This is a genomic window from Kordia sp. (assembly GCF_965283645.1).
In the GTDB taxonomy this organism is placed as follows: Bacteria; Bacteroidota; Bacteroidia; order Flavobacteriales; family Flavobacteriaceae; genus Kordia.
This window is the reverse complement of sequence record NZ_CBDIPG010000001.1, coordinates 3,564,709-3,587,234: the sequence shown is the minus strand read 5'-3', so window position 1 is coordinate 3,587,234 and position 22,526 is coordinate 3,564,709. Positions and strand designations below refer to the sequence as shown.

Below are 22,526 nucleotides of genomic sequence, written 5' to 3'. Positions count from 1 at the left end.
AATATTGAGTTTCATTAAGGTAAAAGAGGAGTTGTTACACTCCTCTTTTGAATAGTCTAAATGCAAGATTACCTAAACCTAATTTAAACTATATACTATTGAGGAATATGCTTGGCATATTTTATCTCGTATAAGTTTGGATTATAAACACAATTTGACAATAATGTCGATTTCATCATTGTTGCAGACATTCCGTTTGTATACAATGAACCTACGTATCCTGAAGTTAGAGCTGCTGAGAAAGATGTTCCGTCTATATATATTGTCTCGTTATTATACATAAAAGGAATTTGTTCGCCAGGTGCTGCAATATCTACAGATGTTACGCCTCTATTGGAAAAACTTGCTAGGAAGGAATTGGTGTTTCCGTTTGGTAGATTTGCTACATCCACTACAGATGCATGGTAGTTATTGTTATTGTTAGATCCAGGAGTACTTCCTAATCCAGCAACAGCAATTATGTTTTCAGTATCGTATGACGATGGATAGTGTGGAATTTCATCGTTATTAATTCCATGATTTCCAGCAGAACTTATCACAAGAATTCTATCTTCTACATCATCAATAAATTTTTGCAATAATTCACGCTCATGATAATACCATCCAAAGCTCGTATTAATGATTTTTACATCTTGTTTGTTAGCGGCATATTGAAATCCGCATAAAGCATCAAAATAACGAATGTTTCCACTTCGGTTGGCTACCTTTACTGGTAGTATTTGGTAGTTTACATTAGCGGCATCCATTTTAGACATGATTAAATTGGTTACAATTGTACCATGTCGTCCGTAATGATTGTCATAAGGGTTGTTATTATCCTCAACAAAGTTCCAACCAAATAACTCGGTTTGCCCATTGTTGTAGCAAGCATCTTGATCACTATTATAGAGAAAAGGTTGTGTAAACCCTGGATAATCATACATAATTCCTGTATCTAAGACCGCAACTGTAACTCCTTGATTGGCAGCAACACGTTTCACCATTCCGTCAGCACTACTTGCTATACCTGCATAATCAATAAAAATCTCTTCTTGTATTTTTATATTTGGATTGTATTCTGCACCTTCTAAGTCTTCATCAGATTCTGAAAGCACTTTTTTACCTTCTAAGCCGCCATTGGCAGCTTCTTCTTTTCCAAAAATCCAAAGTTCTAAGTTTGGATCGGCGCATTCACATTTTTTAAATTCTTCTATACTATATTCATCTCTTTTTAATTGCTTTTCAGCTTCGGTTGTTCCTTCTGGGTATAAGATAACTAGTTCATTACTTGGTGAGTTTGAAAAACCTCCTTTTTGTGCTGTTAGTAAATCTTCGGTTGTTTTTGTTGTTTTTGCTGTTTCATCAATTTGTAGTGTTTCTGTTTGGCAAGCATACAAAATGATACATAATAGGGCAATACAGCATACTAATACTTTTTTCATAATTTTTTTACGTTTAAATTAATACTAAGTGTATAATAATGGTTTAGGTATGATAAAAATTCCAGCCAACCGAAATTGACTGGAATTCTCTTGCATTATTTTTACTTTTTATTTTATAATAACTTTCTTCGTAATGGTTTCTGAATCGGTAGTAATCACAAAGAAATACATTCCTGGTGCTAATACTGATTTTCCATTCCAAGATATGGTTGTATTTTTATTTTCAATACGATTTGTATCGAAAGCCTTGATCAAGATTCCATCAAAACGATATACTTTCATTGTAAAGTCTGTTTTGTCTTGTCCTGAAATTTCGATATTCATATTACCGTCATTCGGGTTTGGCGAAATTTTCGCAGAAGTTTTCACAGCTACTGCGGCATCGTCATTTGGTTTTCTTGGACCATAACAAGTTACACAATCTTCTTTTGACCATAGTATTTCATCTTTACATTTGATTCCAACTTTCCAACTGAAACAGTTAGATTCTTTAATGAAAGGTAATTGTGTAGATGTACCAGTAACTTCCCATTGTATTGCTGTTGGAGGATTTAAAGGCTTACAACATGCGTCCCAACTAACTTGAACAATATATGTTTGTGAAGGATCGCCTGTCCAACTCATGCCAGCTCTTCTACAATCGAATCGTAAATCGGTAGCAACATCACATGGATCTGGATCATCAATACAATCTATTTTTACGGTTTCAGAGATAGATACCGTTGTTTCACATCCTTCAATGTCCGTAACTGTCCATGTCATTGTAATATCATATTCTCCATTTGCTGTGAATGTATGATAGATTCCATTTCCACTTGAAGTTATTGGTGCTCCATTGTTTATGGTGAAACTATATTCTTCATTCGCAATTTGATCAGAAGAACAATTTACAATTGAACTAGCTGATATTGAGTATAAACAATCATTTACTGCAAATACATTTAAGTCTCCAAGAGTTAGCTCGTCACATAAACATTCTTCTTCACATTCATAGAAGAAACAATCTTGATACACACATTCTTTACCATATTCTATTTTTGTAGCAGTAAAACACACTGGTCCATCTTCCATTGGTAAATCGAATATTGCATTCGTTGCTTGTGAACCGTTATGATCCCAACTAAATGAGTCATAGTCATTGATATCTATTTCGTCTCCATTAGCATCTACTAATTGAATGAATACATATCCTAATTCGCAAGGTTCACAATCTTCTCCATTACTATTGGCACGAGCTTCCATGTATGCTTTTAGCGTATTTAACTCATCTTGAATCTGCGCTTGTTGTGCTTGTGCTGCACTTTGATCATTGGTGTTTTTTGCAACAGATTGACTAGCTGAAGCAACTTCCATTGCTTTTTCTAATGCAGTTTGATGCGCTTGTAATTGGTCATCCGTAGGACATTCTAATACTCTTATGTAAATATCCTCATCACAACAATCTTCATAATAGGTAACAATGTAAACACATCCATTTGGATATGTAATTGTTGCTTGCCAGTTTTCTTCTGCCGAAGCATAGATAAAGTCTTGAATCTGATTTTCATTTGCCTGTGTATCTAAGTTATCCCAAACAACTGTAATTCCAAATCCATTTGTGATTGTTGAACCATCACTACTTAACACGTGTATTGGCCATTGATCAGCAGTACATACTACTTCTGGGCAATCTGGATGTTGCCAATAAGGAACAATTACTGGTTCGTCATTACAACAGTTTGGTACTGCAATGAATGTATCTATTAAACAATCGAAATAATCTGTAAGACCAATCCATAAGGTCCAATCGCCATCACTTACATCAAAAGGTCCTAATTGTAAGTTTACAACATCATTGTTACCATTGTAAATCACTGTTTCCGATCCGTTACTTTCCAGTTTTTGTTTTGCCATCCAAGGTAATCCGTTTGTTCCAGTTACTGTAATTGTAACGTTGTAGAAATCGTCCGAATAATCAGATGGAGTTCCATTGTCATCACATGCACCTACTTCAACCTCAACTTCAAGTTTACAAGGTGGAGAACATGCTTCAGGAACATTGATAGACACATCTGTAGAACATTGATTGTCGGCATCATCAAAAACCGTAAAAGTTGCTATTCCAGCAGTATAATCTGAGATTAATCCCATGTAAATGGTTTTTGGATCATTGTAACTTCCGGCATCGTTATCTGGTGTTGTTGCTCTCCAAAAAGTACCTGAAGAGTTTGTTACAGTAAGTACAAATGACCAAGTATCATCACTAGGATCCGTGGTTCCTTGATCGTCACAAATAATGTTTGATACTACTGCATCAATATCACAACAGTCAGGATTGTTAAAAATGTAATCATTATTTTGACCTGGAATTGTGTGTACATCGTCTGAACTTTGTGTTTCTCCAGCAATGCCAAACGTAGCGTTTACCTGAAAATCATAACCTCCTGCTTGACCAGGAAAATCATTTGGATTTACCGAAAAACATACTGTATTTCCTGTAATTACTCCGTTTGTTAAGGTGTTTACAACTTGTCCGTTTTGTAAAATATCTAATGAGGTATTATTTGCAGAAAGTGTTCCTGTTTCTCCGTTTAATTCTGGTAAGGTAAAATCTGCACATACATCAAACGGAAAATCAACTTCACAAGGATCAAACTCATTTAAACGAATACTTCCTTGAAAGTCTGAACCTGGCAAGCATTCATCTGCACAAATATCATCTACATATGCATAACCAAAATGTCTTCCAGCTCCACAGTCTGCAACAATAAATTCTAAATTTATGACATCTCCTACTTCTCCAGATATTTTCAATTCGGCACACGTCCAATTTTGCCATAATACAGGCGCTAAAGGACAACCATTATTTATATTATTAATTTGATTAAAAAATGGATTTCCTGCTGGATTTGAAACAACACAAAACCTATCCAATTCAGCATTATTTCCATCTAAAGCTCTCGCAACAAAAATTGGATTCGCATTGGTATGATTAGGAAACTCCGCAACCAATGCGTAGTAAAAACGAACTGTTTGTATACCACTTTCTGTAAGTGTAATTGGTTTTGTTAATCTATTAATTCCTCTGTCTGCCCAACATTGACCAAACTGAGCATTCGTAGGATTCACTAAAGGTCTTGGTCCATTAATTCTAGCGGCAAATTGATTCCCTGTTGTTGGACTGTTAGGATTTATCATACTTAGTGTTTGTCCTCCAGCCGCTACAATAGGATCATTTCCTGCGCCTACAATATCAAAATTGTCTGTACTCGTAGTAAATAAATTATTTGGAGTCCATGCGTAGTTACCAAATCCGGTGGTTGGAATAGCATTGCATTCTCCTCCTGGGTTTCCTACATAACCTCCAGGATTTCCAAAAGCTGTATTTCCTTGATAGTTATTAAAGTTACCATCTTCAAAGCTTCCGTTTATACAAGTTGGTTCTGCTTCTGCTTGGTATGGAATCCAAGCTTCAGGTTTTTCGCTAAAATACTTGTATCGTAAATATCCTTGTTTAAAAGATTGTAATTCTTTTTTTTGTTCGTCACTAGAAAGTTGGTTAAACTTTATGTCATGTTCAGAATTGTTGAATCCTTCAATAAATTCTTGTTTCACACTTATTGGAAGTGCCTTATCTATATTTTTTTTAATGTATGTATTTACTTTTTGTTCTTCTTGAAGCATTTGTTGCTGTCGTACTGACTGATCAACTTGTGCTTGAGCTCTAACAGATAGAAAAGAACTCATCAAGAGCAAACAAAACATACTCAAAATAACTTTTTTCATGATTTGTATGTTGGTTTTGGTTATTTCCTACTCTATTCTGGTGCTAGGCTTTTCGGATGTCACCTAGTAAATAAGTCGACTTATGAGATAGTTCGGCGTAAGAAATTTTGTTACCCGATTTATTTCACTAATTTTAGAACAGCTTATAGTGAACCCTGTTTTTTATGTCAAATGATACTTATTTTATTGAAGGACTTCGTTCTGGAGACGAAACAATATTAAAAGAAATTTATAACCAGTTTTTTTCAAAAGTCAAAACCTTTGTGTTCCAAAATAAAGGCAACGCTACCGATGCTGAAGATGTTTTTCACAATGCATTAATTCAATTGTTTGTACGTCTGAAAAACAGAAAGTTAGTTATCAAATCTTCCTTTGAAGCCTATCTTTTTACTACCTGCAAAAATCTTTGGAGAAGAGAATTAAATAAAAAACGGGTAACAAAAAACAAAGTTGCTGAACTAAAGAATGAAGAAACAGAAAATGCGTTTGCATTACTCGAACAAGAAAAATGGGAACTGTATATTGAAAAATTTCAATTGCTTTCCGAAAATTGTAGAAAGGTGCTAACACTGTTGTTTAATGGAACTCCGTATGACGAAATTGTAGAAACATTTTCATATGCATCAAAAGTAGTTGCCCGACAACGTGTGTTTAAATGCAAAGCAAAATTAACCAAGCTAATTAAGGAAGACGCTAAGTTTTCCAAAATAAAGAAATTATGAGTTTTGACGATCAAACTTATGCCCAGATTGCGTCATATTTGAACAATCAAATGGATGAAACAGCAAAAAAAGCCTTTGAAACATTGCTTCAAAGTGATGCTGAACTTGCGTCTTTTTTAGAAACTTATAAAACACTCGAAGGTGTTTATAATGAAGCTAAATGGACAGTCACCACAACAGCTTCTGTAGAAGAAATAAAAGAGCTTGCGCAACAGTTTAGAGCGGCTGATGTTGTGGATGTATCTACAAAAATACGTGCAATTCAACAGGAAAATCGTGTGCAAAAATCGCCTAAAAAGAAAACTTATTTTTACTACATATCGTCAGCAATTGCAGTTGCCGCCATATGTACATTGTTTTACTTCTCTTTTATGCAATCGCTTTCACCGAATGACGCCTTTGAGCAATATCATAATTGGAGTACTTTACCATCTTTTAAAGACAAAGGAATTGCTAACACGACCAAAGCTAATTTAATAAAAGCAGAAACGTTATTTACCCAAGAAAACTATAAAGAAGCACTAGCACTTTTCTCTTCAACTACCAATAACCAAGTTTACAATCCTAAAGCGGTGTTGTACATTGGTGTTTCACAATTAGAGCTTCAACAGTATTCCGAAGCGATACAAACGTTTCATCAACTAAAAAATAGTGATGCTATTGACAATCATAAAGCGTATTGGTATTTGACACTTGTATATTTAAAACAAAACGATGCTGAAAAAGCAAAACAAACACTTGAAATTTTAGTTCAAAATCCTGCTAATTACAATTTTGACAAGGCACAAAAATTGCTGAAAAAGTTAAAATAAATCTAAAATCAACCTCATTTTTATAAATTTCGAGGACTTATTTGCGTTTTTGGCGTTTATAGTCCCTCATACACTTGTAATACAGCAAAAAAAGCCTTTAATTTGAGGTAGACCAAAACTCGAATTACTTAAAAATTATGAATAAAGAGCTATTAGAAAAAAAGTTAAAAGAAATTGACCAAATTATCAAATCAAAATATGCTGAAGAAACACAAATAGGAGTGCTTGCTGGACTTGGCGGCATCTCTTTATTTCAGTTTTACTATTCAAAATATCTTGATATAGACGATCATGCCGATATAGGTGTGGAAATGCTCACTAGTTGCATTGATAAAATAAACGAAGGTTACAGTTATCCTACATTCTGTACCGGTATTGCTGGCGCAGGCTGGGTTTTAGATCATTTAGAACAAGAAGAATTTATGGATGCTGACAATGACGATTTGCTTCCAGAATTAGACCAATACATACACACATTCATGGTAACTGACATGAAAAACGGAAATTATGATTTCCTTCATGGTGCCATTGGATATGCTTTTTACTTCTTAAATCGTTACCGAAATACAAAATCTGATGAATTAAAAGATAAGTACAAGAACTTCTTAAATGAATTCATGGACTTGTTAGATGAATTGTCTGAAAAAGAAGGTGATGATATGCTAAAGTGGGAATCTGAATTGAGTATAGAAACGAAAGAAAGAGGATACAACTTAAGTTTATCGCACGGAATGTCAAGTATTGTTGGAATCTTAACGAAACTACATGTATATGACGATTTCAAAGCGAAATCAGAACCAATGTTAAAAGGTGCCATCAATTACATTAAAAGCCACAAAACGGAAGAAGAAAATCCATTTTCTGTATATCCAAGTTGGGTAACTGGCAAAGAAGAAGACAAAAATGGACAAAGCCGATTGGCTTGGTGTTATGGCGACTTAGGTGTTGCCATGCGTTTTTGGTATGCTTCAAAAACGTTAAACGATAAAGAACTTGGTGAAACTGCGTTAGAAGTTTTAAAACATTCTGCGGCACGTACTGCACAAGAGGATAGCATGGTAAGAGACGCTGGCCTCTGTCATGGTTCGTATGGAAATGCACAAATGTTTTTAAGAATGTACAAAGAAACTGGCGACCAAGTATTTAAAGATGCTTTCGAATTCTGGATTCAAGACGGAATTGACAGAGGCGTTCATGAAGACGGATATGCCGGATACAAACAATGGAAAGGTGTTGACAAAAGTTGGGAAGCAGAAACTTCCTTATTAGAAGGAATTGCAGGAATTGGACTTTCAATCCTTGATTACTTAGCAGACTACGATACAAATTGGGATGAATGTTTAATGATAAGCTAAAAAACAGATGAGTAAAAATCCATACAAGAATTTTTCAAAATATATATTAAGAACACCGCTTTTCTCATTCTCTTCTTATCAAGAATTGACTGCCAAGACTGAGATTTCAGATGAAGACTTTAAAACAGTTTGTGAAAACCCTGTAGTTAGAGAAGCCTTATTCTTAGCTTCACCATCGTTATTTGAAGAAATGAACAGATGGCTTGAAGGTGAAAAAGAAGATCCAAAGAAAGGACAAAAACTACGCTATTCAATCCTAAAATATATTTCCAGAATGTCGTCAAGATGTACGCCTTTTGGACTATTTGCAGGATGTTCCGTAGGAGAATTTGGTGAAGAAACAGCTATAGAGCTCAAAGGTTCAGCGCAAAACAAACGTCATACCCGATTGGATATGAACTATTTGGTAGCGCTTTCGCAAGATTTGGTCACGAATAAAAAAATTAGAGAACAACTTTTATTCTTTCCAAACTCAAGTATTTATAAAGCCGGACCACAATTACGCTATATAGAATACAAATATTTCAACAGTAGAAGACATCACCACATTGTAGCGGTTGATGATACTGAATACTTGGCTGTTGTGTTAGAAAAAGCATCACATGGAGCTTCACTCTCGCAACTTGCTTCTCTATTAGTTGACGATGAAATTTCGATAGAAGAAGCTACGGAATTCATTGAAGAATTGGTATCAAGTCAGTTGCTAATTAGCGAATTAGAGCCTTCGGTTTCTGGACCAGAATTCTTAGATCAAATTTGTAATGTATTAGAACGCTTGCAAGGTGTTGAAGATATTTTAAAAGCATTAAAAGAAGCTGATAAAAAAATCACAAAAATTGATCAATCTATAGGAAATAATCCTAGCGTTTACTTAGAATTAAGTGAATTTTTACAACAATTAGACACTGATTTTGAATTAAAGTTCATGTTCCAAACGGACATGGTTTTACAAAACACAAAAAATACACTAAGTCAGTCTGTAGTTGATGATATTCAAAAAGGATATGCATTGCTAAACAGACTTACTTTTCCACAAAGTACGACAACGCTTACAAAGTTTAGAGATGCTTTTCACGAACGATTTGAAGAACGTGAAGTACCACTTTCTACAGCGTTAGATGTTGAAATTGGAATTGGTTACAAACAAGATCAAGGTGCAGGAGACGTAAATCCGTTGGTAGATAACATCATGATTCCTGGAAGACAAGCAAAAAATCCAATGATGGAAGTGCGTTGGTCTTCAATTAATGGTTTTATGCAACAAAAATTAATTGATGCATTTAAAAATGATGATTATGTAATTACACTAAACGCTGATGATTTTAAAGACTATGATCTAAATTGGGACGATCTTCCAGATACGATGTCATGTATGATTGAAATTTTAGATGGCGAAGATGGTCAACACAAAATCAAATTTAGCGGTGGTGGCGGATCTAGTGCGGCAAACTTACTAGGTCGTTTTTGTCATGGAGATCAAGAACTATTTGATTATACGCAAGAAATGGCAGACATGGAAGCTGAGATGAACAAAGATAAAATCTTAGCAGAAATTGTGCATTTACCAGAATCGCGCGTTGGAAACATTTTAATGCGTCCAGATTTACGTAAATATGAAATTCCATACTTGGCAAAATCCATCAAGGATGAAGAAGATCAACTTCCTATTGATGATTTAATGGTTTCTGTAAAAAATCATAGTAAAGTATTACTACGTTCTAAAAAGTACAACAAAGAAGTTGTTCCGCACTTAACAAACGCCCACAATTACTCTGCAAATTCATTGCCAATTTATCACTTCTTGGCAGATATGCAAACACAAGGAATAAGAGGTGGAGTTGGTTTCGGATTAGGACCATTTTCAGGTGATTTTGCATTTGTACCACGTGTAGAGTTTAACAATCTTATCTTAAGTGATGCTACTTGGAACTTAAAAAAGAGTCACATTGAACCTTTACTAAAAAGTAAAAACGACAATGATAAATTAACTGCCGAAATAAAAACATTGAGAGATAGTCTAAAAATTCCTCAATATGTAATGTTGGCTGATGGAGATAATGAATTGCTTGTAAACTTTGGCAATCTTACTTCTGTACGCATGTTACTAGATACCGTTAGCAAACGAGGCGCATTTAAACTAACCGAATTCCTATTCAGCGAAAGCGGAGTCGTAAAAGAAGGTAAAGAATACTACACAAATCAAGTAGTAGTTTCATTTTATAACGAACAAAAATTAACTCAAAGCAATCAGCCCAATGAATAACGAAATACAAAGAAATTTTATTTTAGGAGATAGTTGGCTGTATTATAAAATATATACAGGACCAAAAACTTCAGATGCTGTGCTAACGGAGATTATAAAGCCAATAGCAGAACAGCTAATTGAACATAATATTATCGATAAATGGTTTTTTATACGATATGCAGATCCAAAACATCATGTAAGAGTTCGTTTTCACTATACAAAACCTGAACATGTTGGAATGATCATTAACGGATTGTATCCAAAGTTTAAAGAATTTATAGATCAAGATTTAATTTATAAAATTCAAATTGATACGTATCAGCGAGAAATAGAACGCTATGGAATGAATACCATGGTGTTAGGAGAAGAATTATTTTACCACGATAGTAAAATGATGGTCGATTTTATAGACATGATTGAAGGTGATGAAGGGGAAGAATTGCGTTGGCTATTCTCTATCCGAGCAATGGATTCACACTTAACAAGCTATGGCTACAACGATGATGAAAAGCTAGAAGTAATGGATCGTTTAAAAACTGGATTTGGAAACGAATTTGGTATGGGACGACCGTTAAAAAAGCAGTTAGATGATAAATTCCGTGCCGAACGTAAAAAAATCGAGGAATTTATGGTGTTTACCGCAGAAGAAAACCCAGATTACGAACCAATCTTAGATGTGTTAAAAGAAAAAGAAGAAGGCATCAAAGATATTGCCGCCGCTATTTTAAAACACAAAGAAGACGATACGCTCATGATGCCACTTAACGACCTTATGGGAAGTTATTTGCACATGTTAATGAACAGATTATTCAAATCTAAAAACCGTATTCATGAAATGGTGTGTTACGATTTCTTATATCGTTACTACAAATCAATGATAGCGCGTAAAAAGCACATGAATAAAAATAAAAACAAGCAGAAGAAGTAAATTCTTTGCTAATATTTTAAAAATAGCTGTCTTAAAAGTTTCTTAGGAACGTCATTCTGGACTCAATCCAGAATCTCATCAAACTAATTTTCAATTGTGATGAGAAACTGAATCAAATTCGGTTTGACGATTTATTTAGCTTTTAAGACAGCTACTTTTTATGGTAAATAGTTCATCCTAGAAGATTCGTGTTTTATCCTACTTATTTTTTTTCTACATATAAAACCGTTATACTTGTGTTAGTTTACTGCCACTGAAACCTAACCTATGCAACTTAAAAAATCATTTTTCACATTATTTTCCCTTGTATTTAGTATTGCTGTTTTTTTGTGCTCTTTTTCGCTTCATGCACAGAACGATTCGCTTCAAGGAAAATCGTATGACGAGTTAACAAAGTTGTATGAAAATGCATTATTCAGAAACGCTAATGACGCAAAAATCTACGCGTTGGAAGCTAATTACATTGCTAAAAAGGAAAACAATCAAGAACGAATAGCATGGTCAATTTACCATATTGCGTATTCCAATAATTATATAGCAGAATTTGACAAAGCATTAAATGGAATTGAAGAATCACTTCGTATTGCCAAAAAATTAAAAAACAACTTACTGCTTTTCAAAAACCACAATTTAAGAGGCAATATTCTATCTGAAACCGAAAAAGATTTTTCTGCACTTGATGAATACTTAATTGCTAAAAAGTATGCTAATTTAACTGACAACCCACTAAATACAATTGTAGTTGATATTAACATAGCTTACCTAAAAAAAACACATCAAGACCATAATGAAGCTATTTCTATGTTCAAAGAAAGCTTAGCTCTTTTAGGTACTATTAAAACTTCCGATCCAAAAAAAGAAACGTATAGAAAACAAGTTTTATTCAATCTTGCCGATTGTTACTTGCGAATCAAAAATCCTAAAGAGGCTGCCATATATAATGATATGGCATTAGAAATATCTAGCGAAAAGGAATCTACACTGTTTTATCATTTGCTTCTTATGAATGATGCAATTATTAAATATCAGCAAAAACAGTATGAAAAAGCTATCGAAATTTCGAAAAAAGTGGAGCGTTATTATTTGAGTGTAAATAGCGATGACCAATTATTAACTCCCTATTTTTATTTAGGTAAAAGTTATTATGGACAAGAAAACTATCCTAAAGCTATCAAATATTTAGAAGATGCAATTCAAGTTGCTGTAAATAACAATATTGTTTTTTCGGATCAAAAAGAAGCTCATGAATTGCTACATCTTTCGTATACAGAAATTGGCAATTCAGAAAAAGCAAAAGAAAACTTTAATAATTATGCAAAATTAGATAGAGCAAATGATAGCATTAACATGCAACTCAATAATAAAATTCATGAAAAATATGATATTGTTCCATTGCAAGAAGAAATCGATTCTTTAGGAAAGTATACAAACTATTTATATAGTGCTTCTATTATATTATTGCTTTCGCTTCTGGGATTCTTTATTTGGTATAAACGCAAACAAAAACAAAATAAAATTCGTTTTCAACAATTATTATTAACTATTGAAAAACTGGAACAACCCAAAGAAAAAGTTGTTCCTGAAACTGTTGTAAAGGAAAGTAACAATCCTGTTACAGACGAAAATGCAATTCAAATTTTAACAGCCTTAGAAACATTTGAAGAAAAAGAATTGTATTTACGACAAGATTGTACGTTGGGCTACGTTGCCAAAAAAGTAAAAACAAATACCTCGTATTTATCAAACGTAATTAATACTTATAAAGAAAAATCGTTTAAATCCTACCTTTCTGAGCTGCGAATTAATACTGCTTTAGTAAAGCTAAAAAATAATGATAAATTACGCTCGTATACCATCAAAGCTATTGCTGAGGAATTTGGCTTTAAACGTTCGGAAACCTTTTCCAGAGCCTTCAAAGCACAAACAGGCATGTACCCATCATACTACATAAAAAGCCTTCAAAATCAGAAAGATACATAAGTGACGTTTTATAAAATATCACTACAACATTGCGGTATTTCGCTAAAATTTTCTGATATTTATAGTGTTAACTAAACATATATTTTATGAAACGGTCATTAAAACTTAAGAAAGTAAAAATTTCCAAAATAGGAAATCTTCATACTATCATAGCTGGAGCATTACCTGCTCAAGGAGCAAATATTCAAACACTTCCGGTTACATTTCCTATTACATATACGTTAGATACACTTTTGGATGACACATGTCAAACAGGTACAAATGGAGGTAGAACAGGTAGAACAGGAATTGCCATAAAGGGTAATGATATAGTCGGAAACTAAACTAACTTAACATATATAATATTTTTAAAAGCCTTCACACGCACCGTGAAGGCTTTTATATTATTTAACATTTGTTTCATATGATTTTTTTAGTTTGTTCGTTATCTTTATGAAGTTGTGTTCCTCAAATTGCCTAAAGATTGTATTTTTTATTAACTGAAAAATTTATAAGTCATGAAAAAACAAAAATTAGGATTAAACAAATTAAGCTTAACAAAGTCAAGAATTGCAGAATTGAATACTACAAATGTAATTGGAGGTAATGAATCTGCAAACACACATTGTATCATTACAGGACCTTATGACCCAGGTTGTGTTGCAACAAATAACTGTGGAACAGATAATTGCGGAACAAACAATTGTGGGACGAACAACTGTGGGACAAATGGTTGCGGGACGAACAATTGTGATACAAGTAATTGCGGTACAACACAAACAAGACAAATTATTTCATGCTACGAAGCGTGCTAATCTAGTATAGTTTTCCCTAAATTTATTCAACTGTATTTTTAATAACTAAAATTATAGATCATGAAAAAACAGAAATTAGAGCTGAACAAGTTAAGCTTAACAAAATCAAGAATTGCAGAATTGAATACGCAAAATGCTAAAGGTGGTTGGAATACCGCTTCTACAAATCCATTTTGTCTTGCAACAGGATATTATGATGATGGTTGTAATGTAACCGAAAATTGTAATACAGCAAACCATTGTGGTGGTGGCACTAACGGATGCGGAACCAATAATTGTGGCACTAACAATTGCCAAACACGAGTTGAACTTATTTCGTGCTTTGAAGATTGTTAAAAAATGATAGTCTTCCCCAAAAGTCTTTCAGATTGTATTTTTTATAAACCAAAAAATATTTAAATCATGAAAAAACAAAAATTAGGATTAAACAAATTAAGCTTAACAAAATCAAGAATTGCAGAATTAAACTCGTTAAACACTAAAGGTGGAGTGGAATCTACAAATCCTCAATGTATTTTTACAGGAATTATTGATGGATGTGATGTTACTGCTAATAACTGTCCAGGTACTGGCGGCGGCGGAAGTGGCTTCAACTGTGGCACACAAAATCCTACATGTAATACACAAGCTATTTTATCATGCTTATTTGCATGCTAAATAATAAAAAAGCCTCAAACATTAAACTGTTTGAGGCTTCTTAGTGTTAACTAAACTTATTTATAATCATGAATTTATTTTCTGCTAAATACTTCTCGTAACTGATAGAAAATTCGTTGCATTACTGTTAATTCTTCAACTACAATTTCTGCGGTTCCTTCCATTTCTTGTTTAAAATCAATTGGCTTTTCAAAAGAACTACTAAGTGTCTCTACTTTTAAATAGGCAATATACATTGCTGGACCACCTTGTGTACTTAATTGAGGAACACCTGAAATATTGATAATTTCCCCTGATAAACTTCCCCATTCTTGATATGGATAACTGTCTAACTTGATAAGCACACTTTGTCCTATTTTTATTTTACCAGAATTTTGCACCGGAATCGTAACTCTTCCAATAATTCCGTCAATGTTATTAGGAATCACCGTGAATAAATCTTGTCCAATAGTTACGTTTTGGTATTTTGACCAAATATCAAATACGGTAACTTCTCCTTTTATGGGCGATTTTAATACAAACTGTTGTTCCCATTGAATTATTTGATTTTCTAAATCTTGTTTGGCTTGTTCTAGGTTTTGATCCGTTGATAAAAACGAAGTTTTATCGCCAATACTTGCTTGTCTTAAATTGTTTCGCAATGCTAATAAGGAACTTTCTTCGCTTTTTATAGACGATTGTAAACCTTCATAACTTCGCTTTGCAGAAGCATATTTATTTTCTTCTTGCTGATATCTTTGTCGTGTAATTACATCTTTCTCGTATAATCGTTTTTGCGATTCGAAATCAATTTTTGCATTTTCTAATTCCGTTTCATAAATAAAAAGCTCGGTTTTTCTATTATTTAATCGGTTTTGTGCCGTAATAATTTGTGAACGCAAGTTAATTACCTGACTTTTCTCTGGTGTTTGAATATTATAATTTAAATACGACAAATACTCTCTTCTAAACGAATTGTAAGCCATCTGTATTTGCCCAAGTTTCAATTTAGAAGGAAATGTATACTTCAACGAATCAAAGTCTGTTAAATCAGGCACAAAGTTTTCAATTTTGTTTTTGATAAACAATACATCATCATAATTAGCTGTGTTTTCAATAACCGCTAATACTTGATCTGCTTCTACTTTTTGACCAGCTTCCACAAAAATACTTGTCAGTTTTCCTGAAGCTTTTGCCGTTAAATGCGCTGGTGGATTTTCCGAAGTAATGGTCACACGCGCTCCAATAATATCGTTATAGCTCAATAATGCCGATCCTACTAAAAACATCACTATAATAATGAATACTACCGAAATTCCCCATTGGATTACCCAGTTTGGTGCCTGACCCAATATTTCCTTGACCTGATCTGATCTTTCATCCAGGTCATTGATTTTTTTGCGTCTTTCCTGTTTCTTCTCTTCCTCTTTCTTGTCTTCTTTCTTCTTAGCCATATTAGTTTCCTAGCTCTAATTGATTTTTTACTAATGTATAATATGCTCCGCGTTTTGCGGTTAACTCTTCATGATTTCCGAGTTCAATGATCTTTCCTTTGTCTAATACAATAATTTGATCTGCATTTTTTACCGTACTTAAACGATGGGCAACTACGACTACCGTTTTTCCTTTGTAGAATTCTTGTAGATTTTCCATAATTACCTTCTCGTTGTTTGCATCTAAAGCACTTGTTGCCTCGTCAAAGAAAATATACTTTGGATCTTTGTATACAGAACGTGCAATTAAAATACGTTGCTTTTGTCCTCCAGAAACATTTACACCACTTGACCCAATTTTTGTGTTGTATCCTGATGGCAATTCTTCAATAAATTCTTCAATGTTTGCCACTTTTACAGCATGAATCAGTCGTTGTTTGTCTATAATTCCTTCTGAATCAGATTCTGTAATATTTCGTGCAATTGTATCTCCAAATAAGAAACCATCTTGCATTACTGACCCGCAGGATTTACGCCAAACTTTGGTACTTATATCTCCTATTTTGTGCGGTCCAATGTTTAAAGAACCTTCGTTAAATTCATAGAATTTCAATAATAATTTAATCAACGTCGTTTTTCCACTTCCACTGGCTCCAACAATTGCTGTTACTTTTCCTTCTGGAATATCAACATTTAAATTGTCAAGAATTAACGGTGAACTTTTTCCTCCATAACGGAAACTCGCGTCTTTTAATATGATTGTTTTGTCTTCAGGAAGTTCTTTGATGTTTTCCTCAAATCTGTCTTCTTCATCATCTTTATTATGAATTTCAGACAAACGCTCTAAACTTATTTTTGCATCTTGTCCAGATTGAATAAACGTAATAAAGTTGTTGATTGGTAAGTTTAATTGTCCAATGATATACTGAACCGAAAGCATCATACCTAAGGTAAATAACGGATCGTCAATTACTGCAGTTGCCGCAATAAACGTAATTAGGATGTTTTTTAATTCGTTAATAAATCGACCACCTGTATTTTGTGTTTGCGAAAGTGTCAATCCTTTAATCGATATTTTGAATAATCGAACTTGAATTGCTTCCCATTCCCAACGTCTTCTACGTTCTGAACCGTTTAATTTAATTTCTTGCATTCCAGAAATTAATTGGTATAAACTACTTTGGTTGTCCGAAGATTGGTCAAATCGTTTATAATCGAGTTCGGCTCTCTTTTTCATGAAAAGTAACGTCCAACCAATATATAAAGCTGAACCGATAAAGAATACCGCAAATATTTGCATGTTGTAATAGGCTAATACGGCTCCAAAAATAATCATGTTAAAAGCAGAAAACAGTGTGTTTAATGTTGTTGATGACAAGAAACTTTGAATTCTGTTGTGATCGTAAATACGCTGAATAATATCTCCCGTATTTTTTGAATCGAAAAAGGCAATTGGCAATCGCATCAACTTGATTAAGAAATCGGAAATCAGGTTGATGTTAATCCGGCTTGTCATGTGGAGTAATATCCAACCTCGAATTAATTCTACCGTCGTTTGTGATATAAATAGCGTTAACTGCGCAATTAATATCAGGAATACAAAGTTTTTATTCTGATAATTAATACCGTAATCGACCACGGATTGTGTCAAGAACGGAAATATCAATTGCAGTAAACTCCCGACCAGCAGTCCTAGGATTAACTGAGCTATATATTTTTTATATGGTTTGAAATACCAGAATAAGAATTTGAATCCGTATTCTTTCTTTTCTTCCTTTTCTAGTTCATAAAACTCTGGCGTTGGCTCAAGTAACAGTAAATATCCTTCAGCTGTTTCTTGGTCAACTTTGCTTCCCATCCAACCTTTAATGAAGTCTTCTTTTGAATACTTTACCAAACCGTGTGCAGGATCTGCAACATATACAGTGTTTCTTCTTATTTTGTATACAACCACAAAATGGCGTTGTCTCCAATGCGCAATACAAGGATATGGAACTTCGTCTACTAAGGTTTTAAAATCGACACTAACTGCCAATGTATGCAACCCTATTTCTTCCGCCGCTTCGGCAATTCCACCTAAAGAAACACCTTCTCTGGTAATGTTTGCTTTCTTCCTTAGAAAATCAATTGTGTATGCGCGACCAAAGTGTTTTGCCACCATGCGCAAGCATGTTGGTCCACAATCCATTTGATCTAACTGTCTATAAAAAGGAAATTCTCTTTTTACCATTAACTTTTTTTCTAGTGTAACTTATTCGTTTTCGTAATTTTTTTCTACTGTTAATTCGTTTGATGAAGTAGTAAGATGCTGTTTTTCAACAATCAATCATTATTTTATCTACTTTACACGATATTTCCGAATTATCTTCAATTATTTATGTTTTATCATTAAAAAATGTATCCTTTATGAGAAAAACACGTACAAATATATATTTTTATTTTTTACAACCAAAATAAATTTACCTTTTTACACGAAAATATCGTACAAATTTATATATTTGTCATGTTAAACAACAAAAAATAGCCTAAATGCTCGTAAATTTCACAGTAGAAAATTATTTGTCTTTCAAAAATAGAACCACTATTGATTTGACAGCAACTTCTTTGACTGAACTGCGAAGTAGCAATCTTTTTGATACGCCGTTAAAAAACTTAACGCTGTTGAAAAGCATGGTTATTTATGGTGCTAACGCAAATGGAAAGAGTAATTTGTTTAAAGCAATTAGCTTTGCCCGAAAGTTTATTTTGAACTCGTCAAAAGATTCACAAGCAGACGAAGCTATTGAAGTACAGCCCTTTTGTTTGTCTACAGAATCGATTGAAGAACCAAGTTTGTTTGAGCTCGTTTTTATTCATGATACCGCTAAATATAGATATGGCTTTTTAGTGGATGACGAACAAGTTCATAAAGAATGGTTGTACGTTACTACTAAAAATAAGGAACAGTTATTATTTGAAAGAGAGTTTCAAGAAATCAAAACAACTAAAAAGTTTGATACGGCTAGCGCAAATTTGACATCTATTACACGTAAAAATGCATTGTTTCTTTCTGTTTGTGCGCAATTTAATATTCCAACAGGAATTGCCATTTTGAAAGCCATGAGCAATGTGCAATACATTTCGGGTATGCAAGATCGGTATACGATAAATTTTACTATTGATATGATGGACGATCCTGCAAAGAAAAAATTTATTGATAATTTTATTGCAGGTGCTAATTTAGGTTTTACAGAAACGAAAGTAGAACGTTTTAAACTTACGGAGGAAATTCTGGAAAAAGGAAACGTTCCGAAGGAGATTCGGAAAATGATTCTTGAGTCGGATGAAGAAAATGTAGTAGTAAGCACAAAACATACTGTTTACGATGAAGATAACGAAGAAGTAGATAATATTTATTTCAACCTTTTTGCAAATGAATCGTTAGGAACATGCAAATATGTAGCACTTTCAGGACCAATTATTGATACGTTATTACACGGAAAAACACTAATTATTGATGAGTTTGATGCACAATTGCATCCACATTTGAGCAAAGCTATTATTGAGTTATTCAATTCGAAGGAAAACAATCCTAATGGCGCACAATTAATTTTTGCTTCACACAATCCATCGTTAATCAATCCGAAAAGAAAACTTTTTAGAAGAGATCAAATTATGATTACTGAAAAAGATGTGTACGGAGTTACCAAAATGGAATCTTTGTATGATAAAAAAGTACGTAAAGATGCTTCTTTTGAAAAGGATTATTTAGAAGGAAAGTACGAAGGAATTCCTAATGTACAAATTGATGAAGATTTCCGTTTGTTTGATGCATAAGATTTTAAAACTATTTTTTTTAGATTCTATTTTACATAAAAAAGCCGCTATGAAGATAGTGTCTTAAAGTATTACGGCACCGTCTCTGTCACTTCCGTCATCTGAAAATCCTGCTAAAACAAGTTTTCCGTCTAATTGTATATCAATTGAAAATGCTCTATCATCACTTCCTATTTGTAAATCAAAAGTAGCAATACCACCGTTTCCGAAAGAGGTATCTAATGATCCTGCTTGTGAAAATACGTTCAAACAGCTTAAAAGAATACTCAATTGTAAAAGTTTTTTCATAATTAATTTTTAGTTATTAAATGGTATTAATATTTTTAATGTATGTGAATGTATTGAATGTCAAAGTTAATTGAGCTTGATTTTAAAAGTCATTTTAGTATAATTTACTTTTTTTAGACTATAAAAATTTTATAAACAAAAAAGTCGTTACATGTGAATGGCCTTTTTTTTAATATCTTTCTTGTAATATTATTTATAACATTAGCTACACGAACAAGCTTAGTCAAATAATAATATAGTTGATTCTTTATTAGCTGTCAAGTAAAAAAGTATTGCTTTCATCCAGAGTTATTTGGTATTAAAAAAATTATTCATTAAACCTTCTACATAAAACGAAGTCAAAAGGTTTAGTGAGAAATTGACAATTATAAGGATAAAACGGCATTGTAGTCTTTCTAAAAAAATAGGAGAACTTCATCCAGAACAATATGTTCTTTGTTCTTTCACAATTATTTTTATCAATAAAAATTATTCACTTTATAAACTTGTTTAAAAAACGTTATACACAATTCAATAATGAAAAAAATCAGTACACTTTTAGTCCTTGTTATGTTCGTTTTCGGAGCATTCACATCTTGTAAAGACAGTAAAGACAAACCAGAAGCAGCAACAGCTATTACTCAAAATAAAGAAAAACACAAACATCCTCCGAAACATGACGGTGAAAGAAAAGGTCCACCTCGTGGCGGACACAGTCCAGAACAAACAAAAACCCTAGAAGAAATCGGCGGTTATAAAATTGGAGAAGTTGCTACTGATTTTAAACTTAAAAATGTAGATAACACTTTCGTTTCATTATCCGATTATGAAAATGCAAAAGGATATATTATCGTATTTACTTGTAACGGATGTCCGTTCTCAAAAATGTATGAAGATCGCTTGATAGCTTTACAAAATACATATGCTTCAAAAGGATATCCGGTAATTGCCATCAATCCTAACGTAAGTAATAACAATGAAACGGAAAGCTTTACTGCAATGCAAGAAAGAGCAAAAGAAAAAAACTTTCCTTTTCCATATTTAGCTGATGAAACACACGAAGTTTTTCCAAAATATGGCGCCGTAAGAACACCACATGTGTTTTTATTAGACAGTGAACGCAAAGTGCAATACATAGGTACGATTGATGACAATGCAAAATCAGCAAATGATGTTAAGGTTAAATATGTAGAAAAAGCTATTGAAGCATTAGAAAATGATTCAAAACCAGATCCAAACTTTACCAAAGCCATTGGTTGTCCCGTGAAAGCCTAATGCTATTTCAATAAAATAGTTAAAAAACAGGTGTTATAAATCATTAAAACTTAAAGAATGAAGCATTATTTTCTTCTACTTGTGGTAATTATATATACAGCAGGATGTAAAGACGAGAAGTCAAAAAAGACAACAAATGATTTGGCAACAACTTCCGAAGTTACAGCTTATAAAGGAACTGGAAGCGTAACACAAGGAATTGCCACTACAATAGCTGAAAATATTTATTCTTGTAAACGTGGAAGGAAAACGGATGTTGGAGAAATTATATCTACTGATGGCAAAAAATGGACAGTTCCTGCGGAAACCAACTACACCAATAACGAGTTTCCGTTTGCGCCAGATTTATTTAATTCCTGTGAAGGTAACAACTATGCATCAGTAGAAGAAGCTTTATCTAATTATGACGATTCTGACATCATAACAATTGATGAAAACGGTTCCCTTTATACAACCTATATTTTTGCTGATAACTACTTTGAAATGTATGTAAATGGCAGTCCTGTGGGAAAAGACAAAGTTCCGTTTACGGAGTTTAACGCTAGCGTACTAAAATTTAAAGTTAAAAAACCATTTACCATTGCTATGAAATTGGTCGATTGGGAAGAACACCTTGGAGTAGGTTGCGAACCAAACAGAGGAAAATCTTTTCATGCTGGAGATGGTGGTATGGTAGCCGTAATTAAAGATGCGCAAAATAATATCATTGCTACAACAGATGAGCAGTGGAAAGCACAAACATATTATATGGCTCCAATTGAAAATTTAAGCTGTGTCTCGGAAGAAGGAAATTATAGATATTCTAAAAACTGTAATACTGAAGGCGGACAAGACGGAACTGCATTTTATGCAGTGCATTGGACATTACCTGAAAATTGGATGCAAGTCAATTTTGATGATTCAAACTGGCCAAATGCAACCACATATACGAACCGAACTATTGGCGTAGACAATAAACCCGCTTATACAAATTTTACTTCTATTTTTGACAATGCAGCAAATGATGCGAAGTTCATTTGGTCAACAAATGTGGTGTTGGATAATGAAGTTTTAGTAAGATACACTGTAAAATAATTA

18 protein-coding genes are annotated in these 22,526 nt (G+C 33.3%); 13 read left to right on the top strand and 5 right to left on the bottom strand.

Annotated features, from left to right (window positions below):
• Positions 1-95: 95 nt before the first annotated feature.
• Entirely contained in the window at positions 96-1,421 is a 1,326-nt protein-coding gene (locus ACQ654_RS15730) for a S8 family serine peptidase (RefSeq protein WP_430411299.1), read from the bottom strand.
• Positions 1,422-1,529: 108 nt separating this feature from the next.
• Entirely contained in the window at positions 1,530-5,186 is a 3,657-nt protein-coding gene (locus ACQ654_RS15725; RefSeq protein ID WP_430411298.1) for a T9SS type A sorting domain-containing protein, read from the bottom strand.
• A 164-nt stretch (positions 5,187-5,350) separates the two neighbouring features.
• On the opposite strand from ACQ654_RS15725, the gene ACQ654_RS15720 reads away from it, so the two are divergent.
• The 10 genes from ACQ654_RS15720 to ACQ654_RS15675 all read left to right on the top strand — a co-directional run bounded on the left by ACQ654_RS15720 (position 5,351) and on the right by ACQ654_RS15675 (position 14,679).
• On the top strand, positions 5,351-5,908 hold the full coding sequence (locus ACQ654_RS15720) for an RNA polymerase sigma factor (protein ID WP_430411297.1): 558 nt from the start codon (positions 5,351-5,353) through the stop codon (positions 5,906-5,908).
• Positions 5,905-6,720 (top strand): tetratricopeptide repeat protein, encoded by an 816-nt coding sequence (locus ACQ654_RS15715; RefSeq protein WP_430411296.1) that lies wholly within the window; start codon positions 5,905-5,907, stop codon positions 6,718-6,720. The genes ACQ654_RS15720 and ACQ654_RS15715 overlap by 4 nt, the downstream gene beginning before the upstream one ends.
• Before the next feature lie 137 nt (positions 6,721-6,857).
• Positions 6,858-8,075: a lanthionine synthetase LanC family protein gene (locus ACQ654_RS15710; RefSeq protein ID WP_430411295.1), complete on the top strand. Its 1,218-nt coding sequence runs from the start codon at positions 6,858-6,860 to the stop codon at positions 8,073-8,075.
• A 7-nt stretch (positions 8,076-8,082) separates the two neighbouring features.
• A complete protein-coding gene (locus tag ACQ654_RS15705; protein WP_430411294.1) occupies positions 8,083-10,338 on the top strand; it encodes a lantibiotic dehydratase family protein in 2,256 nt (751 codons plus the stop codon).
• Complete coding sequence (locus ACQ654_RS15700) at positions 10,331-11,248, top strand: thiopeptide-type bacteriocin biosynthesis protein (protein WP_430411293.1); 918 nt, start codon at positions 10,331-10,333, stop codon at positions 11,246-11,248. The genes ACQ654_RS15705 and ACQ654_RS15700 overlap by 8 nt, the downstream gene beginning before the upstream one ends.
• Positions 11,249-11,515: 267 nt before the next feature.
• Positions 11,516-13,228 (top strand): tetratricopeptide repeat protein, encoded by a 1,713-nt coding sequence (locus ACQ654_RS15695; protein WP_430411292.1) that lies wholly within the window; start codon positions 11,516-11,518, stop codon positions 13,226-13,228.
• Between the two features lie 86 nt (positions 13,229-13,314).
• Complete coding sequence (locus ACQ654_RS15690; RefSeq protein WP_430411291.1) at positions 13,315-13,551, top strand: hypothetical protein; 237 nt, start codon at positions 13,315-13,317, stop codon at positions 13,549-13,551.
• A 174-nt stretch (positions 13,552-13,725) separates the two neighbouring features.
• Positions 13,726-14,022 (top strand): class I lanthipeptide, encoded by a 297-nt coding sequence (locus tag ACQ654_RS15685; RefSeq protein ID WP_430411290.1) that lies wholly within the window; start codon positions 13,726-13,728, stop codon positions 14,020-14,022.
• 60 nt (positions 14,023-14,082) lie between these two features.
• On the top strand, positions 14,083-14,358 hold the full coding sequence (locus ACQ654_RS15680; RefSeq protein ID WP_430411289.1) for a class I lanthipeptide: 276 nt from the start codon (positions 14,083-14,085) through the stop codon (positions 14,356-14,358).
• A 66-nt stretch (positions 14,359-14,424) separates the two neighbouring features.
• Entirely contained in the window at positions 14,425-14,679 is a 255-nt protein-coding gene (locus tag ACQ654_RS15675) for a hypothetical protein (RefSeq protein WP_430411288.1), read from the top strand.
• Positions 14,680-14,753: 74 nt separating this feature from the next.
• On the opposite strand, the gene ACQ654_RS15670 is transcribed toward ACQ654_RS15675, so the two are convergent.
• Both ACQ654_RS15670 and ACQ654_RS15665 read right to left on the bottom strand, forming a co-directional pair.
• Positions 14,754-16,112 carry an HlyD family secretion protein gene (locus tag ACQ654_RS15670; protein ID WP_430411287.1) on the bottom strand — a complete coding sequence of 453 codons (1,359 nt, stop codon included), beginning with the start codon at positions 16,110-16,112 and terminating at the stop codon, positions 14,754-14,756.
• Position 16,113: 1 nt separating this feature from the next.
• Complete coding sequence (locus ACQ654_RS15665; RefSeq protein WP_430411286.1) at positions 16,114-18,321, bottom strand: peptidase domain-containing ABC transporter; 2,208 nt, start codon at positions 18,319-18,321, stop codon at positions 16,114-16,116.
• A 299-nt stretch (positions 18,322-18,620) separates the two neighbouring features.
• On the opposite strand from ACQ654_RS15665, the gene ACQ654_RS15660 reads away from it, so the two are divergent.
• Positions 18,621-19,907, top strand: a complete 1,287-nt coding sequence (locus tag ACQ654_RS15660) for an AAA family ATPase (RefSeq protein WP_430411285.1) — start codon at positions 18,621-18,623, stop codon at positions 19,905-19,907.
• 63 nt (positions 19,908-19,970) lie between these two features.
• On the opposite strand, the gene ACQ654_RS15655 is transcribed toward ACQ654_RS15660, so the two are convergent.
• The gene (locus ACQ654_RS15655) at positions 19,971-20,195 is read right to left on the bottom strand and encodes a hypothetical protein (RefSeq protein WP_430411284.1); all 225 of its coding nucleotides are present in this window, start codon (positions 20,193-20,195) and stop codon (positions 19,971-19,973) included.
• Positions 20,196-20,711: 516 nt separating this feature from the next.
• Here ACQ654_RS15655 and ACQ654_RS15650 point away from each other — a divergent pair.
• Positions 20,712-21,449, top strand: a complete 738-nt coding sequence (locus tag ACQ654_RS15650; RefSeq protein WP_430411283.1) for a thioredoxin family protein — start codon at positions 20,712-20,714, stop codon at positions 21,447-21,449.
• A 57-nt stretch (positions 21,450-21,506) separates the two neighbouring features.
• Positions 21,507-22,523: a hypothetical protein gene (locus ACQ654_RS15645; RefSeq protein ID WP_430411282.1), complete on the top strand. Its 1,017-nt coding sequence runs from the start codon at positions 21,507-21,509 to the stop codon at positions 22,521-22,523.
• Positions 22,524-22,526: the final 3 nt, after the last annotated feature.

Coding starts and splice junctions, on each gene's coding strand:
- ACQ654_RS15730 (WP_430411299.1), bottom strand. CDS start 1,421: ATGAAAAAAGTATTAGTATGCTGTATTGCCCTATTATGTATCATTTTG.
- ACQ654_RS15725 (WP_430411298.1), bottom strand. CDS start 5,186: ATGAAAAAAGTTATTTTGAGTATGTTTTGTTTGCTCTTGATGAGTTCT.
- ACQ654_RS15720 (WP_430411297.1), top strand. CDS start 5,351: ATGTCAAATGATACTTATTTTATTGAAGGACTTCGTTCTGGAGACGAA.
- ACQ654_RS15715 (WP_430411296.1), top strand. CDS start 5,905: ATGAGTTTTGACGATCAAACTTATGCCCAGATTGCGTCATATTTGAAC.
- ACQ654_RS15710 (WP_430411295.1), top strand. CDS start 6,858: ATGAATAAAGAGCTATTAGAAAAAAAGTTAAAAGAAATTGACCAAATT.
- ACQ654_RS15705 (WP_430411294.1), top strand. CDS start 8,083: ATGAGTAAAAATCCATACAAGAATTTTTCAAAATATATATTAAGAACA.
- ACQ654_RS15700 (WP_430411293.1), top strand. CDS start 10,331: ATGAATAACGAAATACAAAGAAATTTTATTTTAGGAGATAGTTGGCTG.
- ACQ654_RS15695 (WP_430411292.1), top strand. CDS start 11,516: ATGCAACTTAAAAAATCATTTTTCACATTATTTTCCCTTGTATTTAGT.
- ACQ654_RS15690 (WP_430411291.1), top strand. CDS start 13,315: ATGAAACGGTCATTAAAACTTAAGAAAGTAAAAATTTCCAAAATAGGA.
- ACQ654_RS15685 (WP_430411290.1), top strand. CDS start 13,726: ATGAAAAAACAAAAATTAGGATTAAACAAATTAAGCTTAACAAAGTCA.
- ACQ654_RS15680 (WP_430411289.1), top strand. CDS start 14,083: ATGAAAAAACAGAAATTAGAGCTGAACAAGTTAAGCTTAACAAAATCA.
- ACQ654_RS15675 (WP_430411288.1), top strand. CDS start 14,425: ATGAAAAAACAAAAATTAGGATTAAACAAATTAAGCTTAACAAAATCA.
- ACQ654_RS15670 (WP_430411287.1), bottom strand. CDS start 16,112: ATGGCTAAGAAGAAAGAAGACAAGAAAGAGGAAGAGAAGAAACAGGAA.
- ACQ654_RS15665 (WP_430411286.1), bottom strand. CDS start 18,321: ATGGTAAAAAGAGAATTTCCTTTTTATAGACAGTTAGATCAAATGGAT.
- ACQ654_RS15660 (WP_430411285.1), top strand. CDS start 18,621: ATGCTCGTAAATTTCACAGTAGAAAATTATTTGTCTTTCAAAAATAGA.
- ACQ654_RS15655 (WP_430411284.1), bottom strand. CDS start 20,195: ATGAAAAAACTTTTACAATTGAGTATTCTTTTAAGCTGTTTGAACGTA.
- ACQ654_RS15650 (WP_430411283.1), top strand. CDS start 20,712: ATGAAAAAAATCAGTACACTTTTAGTCCTTGTTATGTTCGTTTTCGGA.
- ACQ654_RS15645 (WP_430411282.1), top strand. CDS start 21,507: ATGAAGCATTATTTTCTTCTACTTGTGGTAATTATATATACAGCAGGA.